Raw genomic sequence first — 16,974 nt, 5'->3', positions numbered from 1 at the left:
CACAATGTTTAAGCCCACCACTGCTGAGATCAGAAAATTATTTCTTGATTATTTTATAAAAAATAATCACACCCATGTTGCGGCAAGTCCATTAATTCCTCATAACGATCCCAGTTTAATGTTTGTTAACTCTGGAATGGTTCAATTTAAAAATGTTTTCACTGGCCAAGAAAATAGAAGCTATACACGCGCAACCAGCAGTCAGAAATCAGTTAGAGCTGGAGGAAAACATAATGACTTAGATAATGTCGGCTATACTGCCAGACATCATACTTTCTTTGAAATGCTCGGCAATTTTTCTTTTGGCGACTATTTTAAAGAAGAAGCAATCTATTACGCTTGGCAATTACTTACTAAAGAGTTTGGTCTCAAAAAAGATAAATTATATGTCACTATCTACCATACTGACGATGAAGCTGCACATTATTGGCAAAAAATATCCGGATTTAATGATGATCGTATTATCAGAATTAACACTACGGACAATTTCTGGTCGATGGGCGACACTGGTCCATGCGGTCCATGTTCAGAGATTTTTTATGATCATGGTGAACATATAAAAGGTGGATTACCGGGAACTGCTGAAGCAGATGGAGATCGTTATATTGAGATCTGGAATATGGTATTTATGCAATTTGAGCAAATTGATCAGAATACTCGCATTGAACTACCAAAAAAATCAATTGATACTGGCATGGGGTTAGAGCGAATTGCCGCTGTCTTGCAAAATGTACACGATAATTATGATATAGATTTATTTCAAGAAATTATAGAATCAATAGAACAGCTAGTATCAGTTAAGGCTCATGGTGATGACCGATTCTCTTTTAGAGTTATTGCCGATCATCTACGTTCTTGTGCTTTTTTAATTGCTGACGGTGTAATGCCGTCAAATGAAGGTCGAGGATATGTACTCAGGCGGATCATGCGTCGAAGTATGAGACATGCACATTTATTAGGCGCGATTGATCCATTAATATATAAATTATTACCAAAATTAATAAGTTTAATGGGTGAAGCTTATCCTGAACTTAAACGAGCCGAGAATTTTATCAGTGATATTTTATATGAAGAGGAAATACGTTTTAAAGCCACTCTAGAGCGCGGCTTAAAGCTGCTTGACGATGAAACCTTATCAATTAATACTGGCGGAACACTTTCAGGTGAGGTAGCGTTCAAGCTATATGATACTTATGGCTTTCCACTAGATTTAACTGAAGACATCCTAAAGAAAAAGGCTATTGCTGTTGATCTTGCCGGCTTTAATAATAAAATGCAGGAACAAAAGCAGCGAGCAAGAGCAGCATGGTCTGGCAGTGGTGAAGATAAGATTGATAATATATGGTTTGATCTTAAGTCTGAATTTGGTAGTACTGAATTCCTGGGATATGCTTTTGACAATGCTTCGGCAAAAATTATTGCGCTATTACAGGAGAATATATTGCTGGATTCAATTAATGAGTCTAATCAAAAATTTATTCTACTAACCAATCAAACACCATTTTATGCTGAATCCGGAGGTCAACTTGGCGACATCGGACTTATAGAATCAGCTACAGCTAAGGTAAAAGTCTTAAATACTGTAAAATATCTTGGCAGTATTCATGCTCATATTTGTGTGCTTGAAGAAGGTAAAATTAATATTGGTGATATAGTAAAACTTAGTATAGATAAAATTTATCGTAAGAATTTACGTGCTCATCATTCTGCTACTCATATTCTGCATGCAGTATTACATGAATTAATCGGTAAACATGTAACTCAGAAAGGATCTTTAGTAGCTCACAATCGTTTAAGATTTGATATTAGTCATCCAAAAGCACTAACCCAAGAACAAATAGAACAAATAGAAGATCGAGTGAATGAAATAATCATCGAAAATTCAACAGTTAACACTGTATTAATGTCCACTGACCAGGCGATTAATGCTGGCGCCATGGCATTATTTGGAGAAAAATACGACGATGAAGTAAGAGTAGTGTCGATGGGTGGTAATATTAATCATGAAGGTAGAGCATATTCTCTTGAGCTCTGTGGCGGTTTGCATGTAGCACGTACCGGTGACATTGGAGCATTTAAAATTGTTGCCGAGAGCGCTATTGCCGCTGGAGTCAGAAGAATTGAAGCAGTCTGCGGTAAGTTTGCTTTAGAGCTTGCTAGACAAAATGAACATACAATTAACCTGATTTCTTCTCAGCTAAAAACCCCAAAAACCGAACTAATCGCTAAAATTAATGCACTAAATCTTGTGCATAAACAATTAGAACAAGAGTTATTAGAATTCAAAATTTCTGCACTTGATTTAACTCAAGAAGAAATAACGGCACAAACTACTTTAGTAAAAGACATTAGACTAATTTATAGATTAGTACAGAATGTTGATGCCAAATTAATTAGGTTAGCTCTAGAGAGAATTATAGTCAAGGGAGAAAATTTAGTTGTAGTATATATTAGTAGTAATACAGACGATAAAATTGCAATTACAGTAGCGATTAGCAAAGAGCTTAGCACTAAGCTGCATGCTGGTAATATTGCAAAAGAAATTTCAATTTTCCTTGGTGGTAATGGTGGTGGTGGCCAAGCTGGCATAGCTCAGGCAGGAGGAATTGACACTAGTAAATTACCGGTACTGAAGGAAAAGATAGTAGAAATTTTAAAAATATTATGAACCATAGACTATAACTATGTCTATATAATTACTAATAAACCACGAGGTATTTTATATGTTGGTGTAACTAATGACATTGCAAGAAGAATTTTTGAGCATAAACAAAAAATAATAAAAGGTTTTAGCCAAAAATATAATCTTGATCGATTAGTATATGTTGAAGAGTTTCAAATACCACGAGAAGCAATCATCCGTGAAAAACAATTAAAAAATTGGCATCGTGATTGGAAAATAAATTTAATTGAGTCTATTAATCCAGATTGGCATGAGCTGGAAATGACACATTAATAGTTATCATGAACACAGAGGTCATCCCGAACGAACACACACAACGTCATCCCGATATACGACGTCATCCCGAACCATGCCCTGAACTTGTTTCAGGGTTGTTTCGGGATCTCGTCAGAACTGCATAAGATCCTGAAACAAGTTCAGGATGACTTCGGGAGAGTCAGATAACTTCTTGTTTATGATTATTTTTTAGCTAGATAGAATATTATTTATAGTTACACAAGATATTTCAAACGCTATAAATAATATTTATTATCAATATTTACTAGTTTTAGTTAATTTTATTGATTCAATAATGGTTTGTTTGATTAAATAAAAAATGCTAACTAATGTTAGTCCACTGCTGATGATAATAGTTGCTTTAATCCAGTCAGCACAACTGGCAAAGATAGTAATAAAATTATGTTCCATGACTTAAGACTCCTTTTTAAAATCAATAGATTTGATGCCGGGAGCTTATACCCATGATCACACTCATGCCCTGCTACCTTTATGCCAAAGGCACTATTGTATAGTAACAGGACTCCCGACTAAAGGAGTCCGCATTAATAGCTCGGAACAAGCTAGTGTGATTATGGTGGGTACAAAGCACCATGAAGTTATAGCATAGCAAAATAATACCAACAATCAAGAGTAAATTAATGACCGTAATCACCAGATTTGCCCCATCACCAACCGGATTTTTACATATTGGTAGTGCTAGAACTGCTTTATTTAATTATTTATTTGCTCGTCATAATCATGGTAAATTCTTACTCAGAATTGAAGATACTGATAAGGTAAGATCTACTGCAGAAGCAACCACAGCTATTTTAACCAGCCTTAAATGGTTAGGCTTAGATTGGGATGGTGAAATAATATATCAAGCAAAACGCAATGAGCTGCATTATCAAGCTGCTATGCAATTATTAAATCAAGGAAAAGCCTATTATTGTTTTACGCCACAAACAGATATTGAACAGTTACGTAATAGTGCAGCTGCAAATAAACAGCATTTTCTCTTTAATAGTCCATGGCGTGAGGCTGATCCTAAAACTTACCCTAAAGATATCAAACCGGTAATCAGACTAAAAGCTAACAAAGAAGGTCAAACCATTATTCATGACCGACTCCAGGGAGATGTAGTCATTGAAAATACTCACATGGACGATATGGTGTTAGTTCGCAGCGATGGTACTGCTACCTATATGCTAGCAGTAGTAGTTGACGATCATGATATGGAAATTACTCATATCATCAGAGGCGATGATCATCTAACTAATGCAGCAAGACAAATACAGCTTTATCAAGCTTTTTGCTGGAAAATTCCAGAAATGGTACATATACCGTTAATCCATGGTCCTGATGGCGCTAAATTATCAAAGCGCCATGGCGCACTCGGAGTTGAAGCTTATAAAGAAATGGGATATTTGCCTGAAGCTTTGTGCAATTATTTACTTAGACTTGGTTGGAGTCATGGTGATGATGAAATTATTGCAAAAACTACTGCCATAAATTGGTTTAATCTCGAAGGTCTTGGGGCGTCACCAGCTAGACTTGATTTTGCTAAAATGCGTCATTTAAATGCTCATTATCTACGTAATAAAGATAATCAGGAATTAACTTCTATAGTTGTTGCAGAATTGGCAAAACATTATAAAATTAGTGATGAAGAAAGTAAATATATCTTACAAGGTATGGATGCCATTAAAATTAGAGCAGAACTAATTACAGACTTGGTGGAGCTTGCTAAAATTTTTCTGATCTCAAACCCTATCGAATATAGTGATGAGGCAGTACTGATATTGCAACAAAGTGATAAGAATTATGTGGAACAGGTGATAGCCATGCTAAAAACTATAAAAGCCACTGATAAAGAAACGATTCAAGACTCGTTTAAACATTTAGCTGTAGATAATCAAATCAAGCTTGGAGAGCTTATGAAACCGATCAGAGCTCTAATCACTGGATTGGCTAATTCTCCTAGTATCTTTGAAATTATTGAAATTATTGGGATTGAGCATAGTATTGAACGTTTAAAAAAAATATATACATCCCTTATAAATGAAGAGTTGGTAGACGAAGTTTTACTTGGAGAAGAGCTAGGAGCGCCAAGTCGAGGAGCGCAGCGTAGATCACTACGTGAGCACCGCAGATCGTAGGCAGCGACAACGCCAATTCTTCAAGTAAACCGAGTATACCAATGATAGAGCTTTTAAAAACTAGTTATAAACTAAATAAACTGCATAATAGCTGGTTAATTAACACTAATGATCCTGATCAAACCCTGACTGAACTACAAAAATTTATTGACCAAACCTTATTTGATAATAAAATCTCATTGCAAAATAATCCAGACTTCAAACTAGTAGAAAAAAAACCTAACCCTCAAAATAAAGATATCTCAGTAGAACAAATTAGAGAGTTACAAGAATTCTTTAATCGTACCTCAATTATGTTTCCCCACAAAATAGCGATTATAGCTAGAGCTGAGCTAATGAATCATCATGCAGCTAATTGTACGCTTAAGATACTAGAAGAAGCCCCGGGTAATAGCTATATTTTTTTAATTACGACTACTGCTGTAAGTATATTACCTACTATCAGATCACGTTGTGCTAAAATTCATCATCTATCAACCATACAAAATGAGACTGATGAAGCTTATTACCAGCTCATCAATATATTAGCTAATAATAATTCCGTACAAAAACTGGAATTACTTAAAAAAGTTTCTGATAAGAACCGAGAGCACTGGGTAGTAATTGCTGATTATATCTTACAATTTATGGTAAGAATTACTAAAAAATCAGCTGGAGTCCAGCTGGAATTAAGCAATGCTGAAATTGAAGTTATAAATAGGCTACGCATGTCAACACCAACATACTTACTGCAGAAATTTGAAACCATTCATAAGCTTATTAATAATACCATAAACTATGATCTTGATTTACGTGCTAGTTGTGTATTATTGCTTGAACAATTTAGTGAATAGATACCTCACCCATGCTGGAGTTAGATAAGAGTATTCATGGCTTGTACAATTGATTTTCTAGTTTCGGTACTCGCTGCTACCAATGGTAGCCTTAATTCTTCGGTACATAGTCCTAAATATGATGCTGCATATTTCACCGGCATTGGGTTGGTTTCGGCAAATAATGCTTGATAAAGAGGAAATAGTTGTTGATGAATAGTTAACGCTGTAGCAAAATCGTTACGTTCACAGCAAATTTGTAAGTTTTTACACAGTTTAGGCACTATATTACCAGCCACAGATACACACCCTACTCCACCATGCGCTCTATAAGCTAAAGCTATAGGATCATCACCAGTCAGTAAATTAAAGTTCTGCTTAATTTGCTTAAGCAACGGATTCAACCTTAATGGTCGCTCGATATCTGTCCCAGTATCCTTTAAAGCCATCACTCTTGGTAGGTCAGCAAGTCGCAAGATGTTTTCATCAGAAATATTGACTCCAGTTCTGCTTTGAGTGTTATAGATCATTATCGGTAAGCTTGTCGCATCATGAATAGTTTTAATATGCTGGTAAATACCTTCTGTAGTAGGTTTTACATATGGTGGAATCGTACACATTAAGCCATCCACTCCCACTTCTTGACAGATCAAAGCTATATCCAAAGCAACCATAGTATTACTAGAACAACAACCAGCAATTATTGGCATACGTTTTTGTACTATTGCTATTGCTGATTGTAATAATATTTTATACTCATTATGACTTAAGCTACTTCCCTCACCTGTAGTTCCCGCTATTACCACCCCATCAACATTATGTTCAATTTGATATTCCAGAATTTTACCCAACGCTACCAAATCCAATTGATTATTTTTAAATGGCGTAATAATAGCTGTGATTAACCCTTTAAATATATTATTCATTAGCTCCTCTTCTATAAACAACCACTATCTATCTCCTGCAACAATTTCTTCATCTCGTCTCTATGATCAATTAATGGACCAAGAGGCTTAGCCGGAAGATAGTCAGCATCATTTATCAAGAATGGCATACCAGAAGATTCTCTGCTATCCACAGTTTTATGGTCTCCACCACGAATTGCCAAAGTTTTCCAATTTTTGCCAAACAAACTATTTAAATAAGGAATAGGATTTGCCTGACCCCATATGTAAAAGCTGCCAAAATGATATTTTTTTAGTGGTTTCCAATCTATTACCTCGATAGTATGTGGCCATCCTGTTAATACTAACTTACCATCTATTTCTTGAGCTAGAAAAATATCACAACCTGGATATTTTTCATCAGGAAGCAAGGTGATTAAACCTGCATGGGCTACCACTGTGATATACCCATTCTTTAGTAATATACCGTAATTAAGTTTTTTTAGAACAGGAACCACACAGTTCATTAATTTAGCTTGATCTTTTATAGAGATGCTTAAATCTCCATCATCATCCCAAGGAATAATGCCCTTATGCCTAACTGCGCCAAGTAACGTGCCAAAATCAGCCCAATATTCAATACCAACAATATCAAATATATCATGAATATCTTTGATTATTTGATAAAGGGTCAGGATATATTCAGATCTAGTATTTTCTGGCCGAATTAATTGATCATATGGGCTACTCATAAGTTCAATAAGCTCTATGGATTTGGCGTCATTATACAAAAAATCTGCTGCCTTATATATCCAGCTACGAAGATATGGTCGAGCATAAAGGAGAGAAATAGCCAATAGTAAAGATATAAGCAAAATAAGTGTGATAGATAATATTTGACTATTCTTCATAACATATCCAACATGGAATACAAACCAGGTTGCTTATCTATTATCCAGCACGCAGCGGCAATCGCACCTTCGGCAAATACTTTTCTATTTAATGTTTGATGCTTAATTGTTATGACTTCATCATTACCGGCAAAAATGATTTCATGCTCTCCAGTATATCCTCCACCTCTTAAACTAGCAAAACCAATAGTACCGGAATCTCGCACTCCATTTCGATTTACAGTATATAAATTATCTTGATCAAAATTTATACCTCGCACTGCCGATAATAACTTACCATACATTAAAGCAGTACCCGATGGCGCATCTCTCTTTAGGCGATGATGAATATCCAGAATTTCAATATCATATTCATTATCTAGCATTCTAGCTGCATCCATCGCCAGCTTAGCTATAACATTCGCTCCTATACTCATATTTGCTGAATAGATTATCGCTTTATTTAATGCAGCTTGTTGTAATCGCTGCAAATGATTTTCCTCAAGACCAGTGGTACCAATCACTAATTTAGTATTATATGTTTTAGAACATTCCAATAATTCTTCCAATAAATTTGGACTTGAGAAATCAATAATGACATCAGATATATTACAAAAATCAGTTAATTCTATATTTCTCTGAGTACGGGAAAATTCTGCTACAATTACACATTTATCAGCAAACTTATCTATAATCTGGTTTATGGCTAATCCCATACGACCAGTAGCACCACACAAACCTATCTTAATCATTTTAATCTATAATTTATTTTAGCTCTCGATAGTTTCTTGAAAAATACACTAATGGCTGCCGATCATTATTGATCGTAGTATTCAATACCTCTCCTACAAAAATTAAATGATCCCCACCTTCATATTCCTGGTATTTTTTGCATTCAACCCAACAAACTGCGTCAATAATTAATGGACAACTAGTAATTTTTCCTATCTGATAGTTAATGCTACTAAATTTATTTGGCTGACTTGTAGAAAAATGCTTTGAAATCTCCACCTGATTTGCAGCTAAAATACTGATAGCAAAAACACTGCTACTTTGGAAAGCAGCAATGCTTCCTGCGTTTTTATTTAAACAGAATAGAATAAGTGGCGGAGATAAAGAAACTGAAGTGAACGAATTGGCAGTAAACCCTAATAATTGCCTTTCATAGTTGGTGCTAACTACAGTAATTCCAGTAGGCAAACATCCCATAGATGCTTTAAATTGTTTAGAATTCACCTTTTAACCACTTAACCATAATTTTATCGATAGTACCATCTTCTTTAAGCGCTTTGATGGCACCATCGATATTAACTTTTAATGGCGAATGTTTTGGTAAAGCAATGGCAAAATCAGAAGTTAAACTTTTAATGACAAAACTCGCTAACTCAGAATTATTTTCCATAAAATTTATTGCTTGTTGTTGCTCTAGAATTACCGCATCAACTGCTTTTGATTTTAATTCTTCTACCAAAGCTATATTAGTAGCTAAAGTTATAACTTTAGCATTATGTTTTATAGATACAGATTGAGCAAATTGCGACCAGATTGTACCCAATTGCGCACCGACAACTTTATTACCTAGATTAGTAACATCTTTAAAATTATCATTTGCTCTATACAGCACAGCTATACTACCTGAAGTATAGGGATCTGAAAAATCTACCATTGCCTGACGTTCTGGGGTTACTGACAAACCGGCAATCACTAAATCAACTCTATCACTTGATAGCGCCGCTAGCAAACCATTAAAATCTAGATTTTCAATCTTAACTTTTTTACCCAAATGTTTTGCAATTTCTTCAATTACCTCAATATCAAGACCTACTATTTGATTACTCTTCATATACTCATAAGGAGGATTATCGGCTGAAGTCCCCACTATTAAGGTATTTTCATCATCTTTAGGATTGCCACAACCAAATAATATAAGTGCTAGTAGACTAATGATAGATAATTGAAATAATCTCATAACATTTTCAATAACTTTTATAGAATTAACTATTTTAGTATAAAAGCAGCTTACTGTCAAACAACAACTAATGTCAGCAGCTCAACTTTCACCCTTAGTGCAAATATATCAAGATCGTGATTTTACGTGCGCTGCACTTATTACCTCCCAGATTATTAACCTACAACCTCATTATTTTCAGACAATTCAGCAAGAAGTTGAACTCCCTCATCATTCATTAAGAGTGATACACCGGATGGCGCATCTGAAAGATTGTGTTCTGCCGTAAACTCTTTAACTTGGTTAGCTACATAGATATCTAGCTTTTCAAAATCACCAAGATTCACTCCTTGCTTGGTTATATATTCTGCTACTTCTCTCGTAAGTTTGCCAGGATTAATAAAGCCATTATAGAACTTACTTATTAAAAGATTTAACTGTTCTTTTATCTTCTCAATAGTACTTTCATCATGCATTTCTTGCTTAAATACGTTTTTAAAATAATCACAAATTCTAATTCCTTCAGATGAAGGTACATAAATTTTAGGCAGATCAAATAATAATTCTTCTATCATAGTAAGTTTTTTTGTAGCTAATATATCAGCATCCTCAATTTGTGGAAAATTATGAAGAGCTTGATTTAATATTTCTGTTAGCGCCTGCTTATATCGCCAATTATCGATTGACGGCCGTTCTATGCCTTCAAAAAGCACTTTTAAAAATTCTTGACTTAAATTAGGTAAAAACTCCTCTACAACATATTGAGTAAAGTCTTCTTTTATAACTCGTTCCTTTTCTTTTTTAACTAGTTCATTATAATGTTCTTCTGAACTTAATGTTAGTGGCTTTGAGAAATCAAGCAGTAATATATTAAAACTTCCTCCAATACAACTTGGCATCCATACCGATTCTATACCTGATTCGTTTTTATAATATTCACAGGCTATCTGCGCTAGTACTTTAAGTATATCACTACGGTAATAATATGGCGGCATGTGGTTGTCTATCTCTTGTTTACAAGCTTGCACCCACATCAAGTAAAACACTTCATTAAAGGGCAAATCTTTTGTTGAATTAGCATTGAAGTAATTAAATGCTTGCTGCACTAGTTCCAAAGCTTTCCCAGTATCTAAGCTTTTAGTTACTGTATTAGCACCTTCTCCAATTCTTACTCCTATTGCTACTTTATCACCAGCAAAAGTAATACTTTGTTTACGAAGACCGGCTTTATCCTCTATTAGATCACTAATATACGAACTAATCTCATTTAACTTCTGATGTATATACAATGTATACGTAACCAATAGGTCCATAGGCATATTTGCCAGACTTTCAAGATTTTCAGAATTTTGATTAGCCCAATTTATAACATTTTGATGAAAACAAATTTGATCTGTACCTTCCCTTGTTAAAAATTCCTTTCTGAGATTAACTAGTTGCTCTCGAGCTTTGTTGCTAACCTCATCTATATGTGCAGATTGCCTATCAGTGGTTATTACTGGGACTTTTGTGTTTTCAAGAGGATTTAATCCATGCTCATATAAATATGTTAGCCACTCTTGACCAATTATGTATTTTTTAGCAGCAAGCATTGTTCTAAAACTTTCTGAATTTATATTAAAGATAGGAAGACCACTTGGCCCTTTGGTTTCTACTAGTGTTTTAATAATACCAAAAACCTGTTGTCTGTTATCTTCAATAATAAGTACTCTACCTTTAATATAATTTATTATAGTATCTCCTATATCTGTAGATAAAGGAATATCACTTTTAGCCACCTTATTGAGAAATTTACTAAAAATATTAGGATCACGGAGAATACTAGGGTGACAGATTAAGTGTTCTATTTTCCTTGGATCTAGCCTTTCATGATTATTAGAAATAATTTGGTACACTAAATCCAAAGAATCTGAATTACCAATGCCTATCATGCATTCTACACTTGGATTTATAATGTCTATAGGTAATTGAGTAGAAAGAAAAAGTTCTTTGGCATCATTGAAATAATTTGATAATAATATCTGTATCAGTTGTTTAATATCGTCATTATTCAGTGGTACTGAGAGTAATAATTTTTTAATAATTTCAATTTCAGAGTTGAGTCCATTTACGAGATGCTTAATTTCGCTCATACATAGTTTGTCTTGTTTTGTTCCCCTTATTGCCATATTTATATAGAACTCTTTATTCTTTATGCCTATATAGCTCTCTGTGTTTTTATAAAATTCTTCCGATTTTAATATATGCCCAGTATATTCATGCTTAAGCGTAGTATGTCTTGTCCTTTCATCACTTTCCAGGACACCCACCCTAATTACTCCACTTTCTCCAGGTATTAATGATTTTACCAATACACTGGTTAATTCAAGGATATTTGAGATATTATCTCTATTCACCTCTATATTTTTTAATTCCTTGCGTAATTTCAATTGATTTGAGGAATTACAACCATTTGCCTCCATATCGCTTAATATACGATTTAACTCCTCATATGAGGGATGATCTCTATTTATATTCATATCGATTAATTGCTTAAGTAATGTCTTTAAATTCATAATAATTCTCTTTATTAATTTATATTTTATATAACACTATATAAATTCTTTTGTTTCAATAATATTATACTAAAAAATTAATTAATATTCATTAAGTCTAATTATTATTAAAATTACTTTAACTCAATGATCAGGGATAAATAACACAGACAGCTAGAATTAAAATATAGACAAGTAATGACAAGAAAAATGATAGTGTTAAATGAACTGTGTTAATTAACAATAAAGCACGTCATTGCAAGGGCTAAGCCCTCGCAATGACTATTTGACACAGTTTAACACTCTTAGAAAAACTGTACGAATTAACGCGAACTCGAGTTAATTAAGATGTTACTATTTACGTCCTCGGCAAACCTTTACTGTATCAGGTATATAGATGGTGAGTTTGACAACAAACTGCTTCCACGATGTCATTCCCAGCAACGGCGGGAATCCAGCGTACACATCAAAGAGCCTGTCAGATCAGTAGATATAAGAGAGGAAGTTTTAGGAAAAACGAAGTCGAGTACCGCAAGCAGTCTTTTGGTTTGTTTCGGAACTTCGCCTGCGTTTTGAGCGAGTGTTCAATGAACTATTGACACAGTTCATTGAACACTCTCAGTTTTGAGTGAGCAAAATTACCTCTTATATCTACTGATCTGACAGTCTCTAAGCATTTGAGGCTTTTATTCCTAGATTCCCGCCGTTGCTGGGAATGACATCGAGTGCGTTAATAAGACTAGTATATATATCCATACATCTACGGTTTGCCAGACACCTGAATAGATACATTAAGATGATTAATAAGCTGTTGTATATCAGCTGCAAGAGCAATTTGAAAAGATAGACACTGATCAGTACGCGGATGGATAAATTCAATATACCATGAATGCAAAGCTTGGCGCTTGAAATTCAATAACTCATCATGTAATGCTTGGGGACAACCGGCAATTTTGCGTTGATTATGACCATATAGCTGATCGCCAACCAATGAATGTCCAATATGGCTAAGATGCACTCTGATTTGATGAGTTCTACCAGTATCTAATTTACATTCTACCATACTTATCAGACCATCAAGTAATATATTTTCGGTATGATAGTAAGTAGTAGCATGTTTACCACCAGCTTTCACAATTGTCATTTTGATTCTATCCATTCTACTTCTAGCAATATTGCCATGAATTACCCCTGTTGTTGGATTTAATCTGCCCCATACTAGTGCTTTGTATTTACGCACTAATGAACGCTCAACAATTTGAGCTGCCAACTGATTATGAGTAAAATTGTTTTTGGCCACTACCATTAATCCGGAGGTATCCTTATCCAGACGATGAACTATACCTGGCCTGGTAGGTTCACCAACATTCGATAATGAAGTAGTATAGTGCAATAAAGCATTTACTAAAGTATCTTGATGATTGCCTGCACCTGGGTGTACTGTCAATCCGCTTGGTTTATTAATTACCATTAGATCTTCATCTTCATATATTAGATCCAGCTCTATAGCAGTTGGTTGGGGCGATTTGTCAATAGTTTCCCGGAGATTAATTGTGATTACATCATGCTCTTTAATTTTCCAAGACATATCAACAACCGGTTGGTTATTTACTGTTACTCGATTATCTCTAATTGCTTTTTGAATCTGATTCCTTGAGATATCGACCATCAGTAAATGCAAAGCTTTATCTAATCTGGTATTATTTAAATATTGTGGCAATATAAGACTATAATTATGCATTTAATTAGACCTTAAAACTTTTACATTCTTTAAGTATGTGCTAGCATTGTTTTAAAAATTGCTATTAGCAGAAGAATTATTGTTTATGTCAATTCATAACTAGTTTACCCTGAATGCTGACTGTCATTACTTAACAGTCATCCTGAAACAAGTTCAGGATGACGGTTAAGTTCAGGATGACGGCAGATCATTCAGGATGACTAAATGTAAATTAAAACATTATAAAATAATATCATGAAAAACGAAATAACCAAAATATGCGTAATCGGCGCCGGCGCAATGGGTTCAGGTATCGCAGCTCTAATAGCCAATTCAGGACGGCAGGTAGTTTTACTAGATATGGCTGCACCAGATCCAGTAAATCGTAACGCCATATTAGAGCAAGCATTAACACGTATCAAAAATCAAAAACCCCCTGCTCTAACTCACTCTAACAAAGCTCAATTTATTACCATCGGCAATCTGGAAGATAATTTGGATTTAATCAAGGAGTGTGATTTAGTAATTGAAGCAATTATTGAAAATATAGCCAGTAAGCAGGAACTATATCATAAAATTATTCCTTATCTCAATACAAATGCAGTCTTAGCTTCAAACACTTCTACTTTATTGCTATCACAGTTAAAAACCAAGTTACCGCACAATATCAGAACACGGTTCCTAATCCTTCATTTCTTTAACCCGCCACGATATATGGAATTGCTGGAATTAGTTACAGATTCTGAAACCAACATTGATCATATTAACAGAACTACTAACTTTATCCATAATTTTCTGGGTAAAACGATTATCAAATGTAATGATACACCTGGTTTTATCGCTAACCGGGTTGGCTGTTTCTTATTAGAATTAGTGGTGCGTAAAGCAATCATCAATAATTTAAATCCAATTATTATCGATAAACTATTTTCTAGTTTATTCAAACTACCAAGTACCGGCATTTTTGGCTTATATGATTTAATCGGTCATGATGTAATGAAGCTGATATCAACATCTTTACTAGCTAATCTACCTGAGAATGATCAATATCAAAATATTTATTTGCCGACGATAATTATTGATAAAATGGCAGCAGCCGGATTAATCGGACGTAAAACAGGTGGTGGATTTTATCGTCTTGCAGTTGTAAATGATAAAAAGATTAAAGAAGTTATAAATTTTAGCGATTTATCCTATGCACAAATAGCAGAAGCTAATATCGAATTTTCAAAGATTGATGAACTGCTTGGCAGTAATGATGTTTATGGTACATTTTTTAATCAAGTATTGGCAGAATTTTATACATATATTATTAACTTAGTACCGACAGTAGCTAATAGTATCCATGACATTGATCTAGCAATGCGTTTAGGTTATAGTTGGAAGTATGGTCCGTTCGAGTTATTATTTACGCAAATAAATAATGGTGTAGATTGGTTGCTTAGACAAGCAAAATCAATGAATCTTGCGATCTCAGAGACTCAAATAAATCAATTAGCAGCTGACTATAAGCATAAAATTTCTGCTCACACTTCTATATTTCATAATACAAACACTATCATGGTGAATGAATCAGCGCAGCTGATAGAATATAAGCATAATTTGGTTTTTTCAATTAATACTAAAATGAATTGCTTAAATAATAATGTTTTTAATTTACTATTAGCGGCGATTGATTACGCTGAAAAGAACCAACAGAATCTTTATCTTTTTTCACCTACCGCTCATTTCTCAGCTGGGGCTGATTTAAAATTCATTACTGATTGTGTTAAAAACAATAATCAGAATGCTTTAAGTGAGTTTTTATTACTTGGTCAACAAACAATGACTAGACTTAAACATTCAACCATTAACATTATAAGTTGTGCACAAGGTGCTGCGCTTGGTGGTGGCTGTGAATTATTACTACATTCTGATATGATAATTGCTCATACTGAACTAAATGCCGGCCTGGTGGAAGTTAGTGTCGGTCTTGTCCCTGGCTGGGGAGGAATCAAAGAAATGTTCTTGCGAAGCCTTGGTAATAAAAATAAACTTATCAACAACATTAAAAATATTCTGACTTATAATAAATCTACCTCAGCTGAGCATTTTATGGAGGATTATTGCATCAGTAATTATCAAATAATTATGAATAAACATATGCTATTGGATCATGCTCTTACAGTTAAACTGCCGCCAAAAACCGCAAACATAGAATCTATAATTATTCCTCAAATAAACTTAAGTGAAGAATTAGACATATCTTCATATAATAGTTTTCAGAAACAAGTATTATCAGAACTACAGCATATAGTAGATTTAAAAGTCGCTGACGAGAATAGTTTGTTCTTACTCGAACGTAATATTTTTCTTAAATTTGCAAGTGTAAATATACGCATCCCATGATTGAAAAACAAATAATTAAACTTTTCGTTATATTAGCTTTAGGCGCATTGTTAATATTATTTTTATTTAAAATAATGCCTGACCGCCTTCCAGCTCTTTCCTTGACTGAAGGTCAAATTGTTCCGGTAGTTATTAGTATAGTTATAGTACTTAGTGGTTTTTATCGTTATCTAAATACTCATGGAATCGCAACTTTTGCCAAAATGCTGATAAGTTGGTATATAATTTTTCTTTTAGGAATTGTTGGTTATGCTTTCAGATTTGAACTAGGCGAAGCAAAAGATCGAGTGTTGGCTGTAATAATACCATCATATAGCTGGAATAGTAATGGAGAAATTATTATAGCTCGCAGCAGTGATGGTCAATTTTATACTACCACCATAATTAATGGAACTGAAATTAAGTTTATGGTTGATACCGGTGCAAGTGATATTGCTTTAACTAAAAAAGATGCTCAAGCCTTAAGGTTTGACTTATCTAAGTTACGCTATACTAAAACTTATGCTACTGCTAATGGTACTAGTGCAGCTGCTCCAGTAAGATTACGAACTCTACAAGTTGGTCCCAAATTATTTGAAAATGTTGAAGCTAGTGTTGGGAAGGGTGATCTAGATATTTCACTACTTGGAATGTCTATAATCTCACGCTTTAAAACTATTAAAATTGATAAAGATTTACTGACCTTAAGTTATTAACTT

At 34.1% G+C, this 16,974-nt stretch carries 13 protein-coding genes and 1 pseudogene; 6 read left to right on the top strand and 8 right to left on the bottom strand.

The annotated features are described in order from the left end of the window. Window positions 1-4: 4 nt before the first annotated feature. Together alaS and Trichorick_RS06325 are read left to right on the top strand one after the other, a co-directional pair. The gene (gene alaS / locus Trichorick_RS06330; RefSeq protein ID WP_323738153.1) at window positions 5-2,668 is read left to right on the top strand and encodes an alanine--tRNA ligase; all 2,664 of its coding nucleotides are present in this window, start codon (window positions 5-7) and stop codon (window positions 2,666-2,668) included. 3 nt (window positions 2,669-2,671) lie between these two features. After that, window positions 2,672-2,956: a GIY-YIG nuclease family protein gene (locus Trichorick_RS06325; protein WP_323738892.1), complete on the top strand. Its 285-nt coding sequence runs from the start codon at window positions 2,672-2,674 to the stop codon at window positions 2,954-2,956. 258 nt (window positions 2,957-3,214) lie between these two features. On the opposite strand, the gene Trichorick_RS06320 is transcribed toward Trichorick_RS06325, so the two are convergent. Next, window positions 3,215-3,370, bottom strand: a complete 156-nt coding sequence (locus Trichorick_RS06320; protein ID WP_323738152.1) for a hypothetical protein — start codon at window positions 3,368-3,370, stop codon at window positions 3,215-3,217. A 230-nt stretch (window positions 3,371-3,600) separates the two neighbouring features. Between Trichorick_RS06320 and gltX the strand changes: the two are divergent. Together gltX and Trichorick_RS06310 are read left to right on the top strand one after the other, a co-directional pair. Further along, window positions 3,601-4,986 (top strand): annotated as a pseudogene (gltX, locus tag Trichorick_RS06315) (glutamate--tRNA ligase); the annotation flags it as partial. Window positions 4,987-5,141: 155 nt separating this feature from the next. Continuing rightward, complete coding sequence (locus Trichorick_RS06310) at window positions 5,142-5,933, top strand: DNA polymerase III subunit delta' (RefSeq protein ID WP_323738151.1); 792 nt, start codon at window positions 5,142-5,144, stop codon at window positions 5,931-5,933. Between the two features lie 20 nt (window positions 5,934-5,953). Here Trichorick_RS06310 and dapA read toward each other — a convergent pair whose 3' ends face one another. From dapA to Trichorick_RS06275, 7 genes are all read right to left on the bottom strand, one after another. Further along, window positions 5,954-6,838, bottom strand: a complete 885-nt coding sequence (dapA, locus tag Trichorick_RS06305; protein WP_323738150.1) for a 4-hydroxy-tetrahydrodipicolinate synthase — start codon at window positions 6,836-6,838, stop codon at window positions 5,954-5,956. Window positions 6,839-6,849: 11 nt separating this feature from the next. Then, window positions 6,850-7,707, bottom strand: a complete 858-nt coding sequence (locus Trichorick_RS06300; protein ID WP_323738149.1) for a LicD family protein — start codon at window positions 7,705-7,707, stop codon at window positions 6,850-6,852. After that, on the bottom strand, window positions 7,704-8,438 hold the full coding sequence (dapB, locus tag Trichorick_RS06295) for a 4-hydroxy-tetrahydrodipicolinate reductase (protein ID WP_323738148.1): 735 nt from the start codon (window positions 8,436-8,438) through the stop codon (window positions 7,704-7,706). Before dapB ends, Trichorick_RS06300 begins: the two co-directional genes overlap by 4 nt. A 13-nt stretch (window positions 8,439-8,451) precedes the next feature. Continuing rightward, window positions 8,452-8,895 carry a flavin reductase family protein gene (locus Trichorick_RS06290; protein ID WP_323738891.1) on the bottom strand — a complete coding sequence of 148 codons (444 nt, stop codon included), beginning with the start codon at window positions 8,893-8,895 and terminating at the stop codon, window positions 8,452-8,454. 16 nt (window positions 8,896-8,911) lie between these two features. Then, window positions 8,912-9,655 carry an ABC transporter substrate-binding protein gene (locus tag Trichorick_RS06285; RefSeq protein ID WP_323738147.1) on the bottom strand — a complete coding sequence of 248 codons (744 nt, stop codon included), beginning with the start codon at window positions 9,653-9,655 and terminating at the stop codon, window positions 8,912-8,914. Between the two features lie 155 nt (window positions 9,656-9,810). Continuing rightward, entirely contained in the window at window positions 9,811-12,189 is a 2,379-nt protein-coding gene (locus Trichorick_RS06280) for a hypothetical protein (RefSeq protein ID WP_323738146.1), read from the bottom strand. A gap of 739 nt (window positions 12,190-12,928) precedes the next feature. Further along, a complete protein-coding gene (locus Trichorick_RS06275; RefSeq protein WP_323738145.1) occupies window positions 12,929-13,909 on the bottom strand; it encodes an RluA family pseudouridine synthase in 981 nt (326 codons plus the stop codon). Between the two features lie 234 nt (window positions 13,910-14,143). Here Trichorick_RS06275 and Trichorick_RS06270 point away from each other — a divergent pair, with 234 nt between their 5' ends. Both Trichorick_RS06270 and Trichorick_RS06265 read left to right on the top strand, forming a co-directional pair. Continuing rightward, window positions 14,144-16,276 carry a 3-hydroxyacyl-CoA dehydrogenase/enoyl-CoA hydratase family protein gene (locus tag Trichorick_RS06270; RefSeq protein ID WP_323738144.1) on the top strand — a complete coding sequence of 711 codons (2,133 nt, stop codon included), beginning with the start codon at window positions 14,144-14,146 and terminating at the stop codon, window positions 16,274-16,276. Then, complete coding sequence (locus Trichorick_RS06265; protein WP_410250246.1) at window positions 16,273-16,971, top strand: retropepsin-like aspartic protease family protein; 699 nt, start codon at window positions 16,273-16,275, stop codon at window positions 16,969-16,971. Before Trichorick_RS06270 ends, Trichorick_RS06265 begins: the two co-directional genes overlap by 4 nt. Window positions 16,972-16,974 lie beyond the last annotated feature (3 nt).

Origin of the sequence: Candidatus Trichorickettsia mobilis (genome assembly GCF_034366785.1) — a bacterium.
Lineage (GTDB): Bacteria > Pseudomonadota > Alphaproteobacteria > Rickettsiales > Rickettsiaceae > Trichorickettsia > Trichorickettsia mobilis_A.
This window is presented reverse-complemented; position numbering and strand designations above follow the sequence as displayed.

What these genes read in the sequence shown, in the direction of transcription:
- Trichorick_RS06265 (WP_410250246.1), top strand. Translation starts at nt 16,273, where the DNA reads ATGATTGAAAAACAAATAATTAAACTTTTCGTTATATTAGCTTTAGGC.
- dapA (WP_323738150.1), bottom strand. Translation starts at nt 6,838, where the DNA reads ATGAATAATATATTTAAAGGGTTAATCACAGCTATTATTACGCCATTT.
- dapB (WP_323738148.1), bottom strand. Translation starts at nt 8,438, where the DNA reads ATGATTAAGATAGGTTTGTGTGGTGCTACTGGTCGTATGGGATTAGCC.
- Trichorick_RS06310 (WP_323738151.1), top strand. Translation starts at nt 5,142, where the DNA reads ATGATAGAGCTTTTAAAAACTAGTTATAAACTAAATAAACTGCATAAT.
- alaS (WP_323738153.1), top strand. Translation starts at nt 5, where the DNA reads ATGTTTAAGCCCACCACTGCTGAGATCAGAAAATTATTTCTTGATTAT.
- Trichorick_RS06300 (WP_323738149.1), bottom strand. Translation starts at nt 7,707, where the DNA reads ATGAAGAATAGTCAAATATTATCTATCACACTTATTTTGCTTATATCT.
- Trichorick_RS06270 (WP_323738144.1), top strand. Translation starts at nt 14,144, where the DNA reads ATGAAAAACGAAATAACCAAAATATGCGTAATCGGCGCCGGCGCAATG.
- Trichorick_RS06320 (WP_323738152.1), bottom strand. Translation starts at nt 3,370, where the DNA reads ATGGAACATAATTTTATTACTATCTTTGCCAGTTGTGCTGACTGGATT.
- Trichorick_RS06285 (WP_323738147.1), bottom strand. Translation starts at nt 9,655, where the DNA reads ATGAGATTATTTCAATTATCTATCATTAGTCTACTAGCACTTATATTA.
- Trichorick_RS06275 (WP_323738145.1), bottom strand. Translation starts at nt 13,909, where the DNA reads ATGCATAATTATAGTCTTATATTGCCACAATATTTAAATAATACCAGA.
- Trichorick_RS06290 (WP_323738891.1), bottom strand. Translation starts at nt 8,895, where the DNA reads ATGGGATGTTTGCCTACTGGAATTACTGTAGTTAGCACCAACTATGAA.
- Trichorick_RS06280 (WP_323738146.1), bottom strand. Translation starts at nt 12,189, where the DNA reads ATGAATTTAAAGACATTACTTAAGCAATTAATCGATATGAATATAAAT.